This is a genomic window from Prevotella sp. P3-92 (genome assembly GCF_002251205.1).
Classification (GTDB): Bacteria; Bacteroidota; Bacteroidia; order Bacteroidales; family Bacteroidaceae; genus Prevotella.
Window position 1 is genome coordinate 1 of sequence record NZ_NPJE01000054.1, and the last position, 1,420, is coordinate 1,420.

A 1,420-nucleotide genomic window follows, 5' to 3' on the forward strand; every position below is an offset into this window, starting at 1 on the left:
TGTAAGTTCAAGATAGAAGTGCAATTTTCAGGTAGAGGTAAAGATAAAATCTAATACCTGAAAACACCGAGGGGTTTGGGGTCGAGCAGCCCCCATGAGAGAACTTACGAGCCAGAATTCAACAATGCAAGTGAAATAAATCAAAAAGGGAGACCGAAGTCTCCCAGAGATTAATTAACTTTGCATTACTTATGTACAAACAATTAACCTCAGAGCAAAGGTACACAATTTCTGTGTTACTACAAAGGAAATGCTCAAATAAATCAATAGCGGAGGCCATAGGAGTCCATCCGTCAACCGTAACGCGCGAGTTGAAACGTAACTCGAGCCAGCGTGGAGTATACAAATGGGACAAAGCTCAGAAACAAGCAGAGAAGCGTAGTAAGAGAACGCCAGGAAACCGTGCCATCAGCAAAGTAATCTGGGATGAAGTGAAACGACATCTGGTAAATGACCAATGGTCGCCAGAACAGATCTCCGGCTATCTCGCAAAGGATGGTTTCAAGATCTCTCATGAGACTATATACAAATGGATAAGGATTGATAAACGAGACAGAGGCACTCTATACAAGCATCTCCGGCATAGGCTCAAGCATAGAAGCAAACCTGTAGGTGCAGCAGGAAGGTATCATATTCCCGACAGAGTCGGCATCGAAGAAAGACCTAAAGAGGCTGACGGAAAGCGATTTGGCGACTTTGAAATGGATACTATTGTCGGACCAAACAACCAGCAGGCTATAGTGACTCTTGTAGAGAGAAGCACCAACAGGCTGTTTATGGAGAAGTTGAAACATGGAAAAGATTCCAAAGAACTCGCGCTTGTCGTCATAGATATGCTGAAACCTTTCAAAGATAGCATACGTACTATAACGACTGACAACGGAAGAGAATTTGCTGCACACAGGAAGATTGCCGAGGCTATTGGTGCCAGTGTATACTTCACCGACCCATACTCATCATGGCAAAAAGGAGCTATTGAGAATGCCAATGGGCTCATCAGGCAGTACATACCCAAAGGAATGTCATTCAAGGATGTCAGCGATAGTCAAATACGGAAGATTCAAGATAAAATCAACAACAGACCCAGAAAAAAGCTTCATTTCTCATCGCCTGATGAACTTTTTTCAAAAAACATAGGTGGGGTAACAAGGTTATTGGAACAAATATAGTAATTTTGCATAAAAATATAGATATGAGAAAAGAAAACTTCGATAAACTCTCAGAGGCTCTCAAAAGATATACTGACGCAGAGGAAGCCTATTCGAGAGCCTGCTGCACAGATGACGAACAGCTGCAGTATGACACAGAATCGGAAATGAATGCCTACTGTGATTTGCTTACTGTCGCTGTCCAGCAAGTTCTTAACGATGAGATAGACAACATACAATAGTACCGATTGCACTTGCCAGTTGAATACGCG

At 42.5% G+C, this 1,420-nt stretch carries 2 protein-coding genes; both read left to right on the forward strand.

Going from position 1 to position 1,420, the window contains the following annotated elements:
- Window positions 1-191: 191 nt before the first annotated feature.
- Window positions 192-1,169, forward strand: a complete 978-nt coding sequence (locus tag CIK93_RS07525) for an IS30 family transposase (protein ID WP_094447042.1) — start codon at window positions 192-194, stop codon at window positions 1,167-1,169.
- 23 nt (window positions 1,170-1,192) lie between these two features.
- Complete coding sequence (locus CIK93_RS07530) at window positions 1,193-1,390, forward strand: hypothetical protein (RefSeq protein ID WP_094447043.1); 198 nt, start codon at window positions 1,193-1,195, stop codon at window positions 1,388-1,390.
- The last annotated feature ends 30 nt before the right edge of the window (window positions 1,391-1,420 follow it).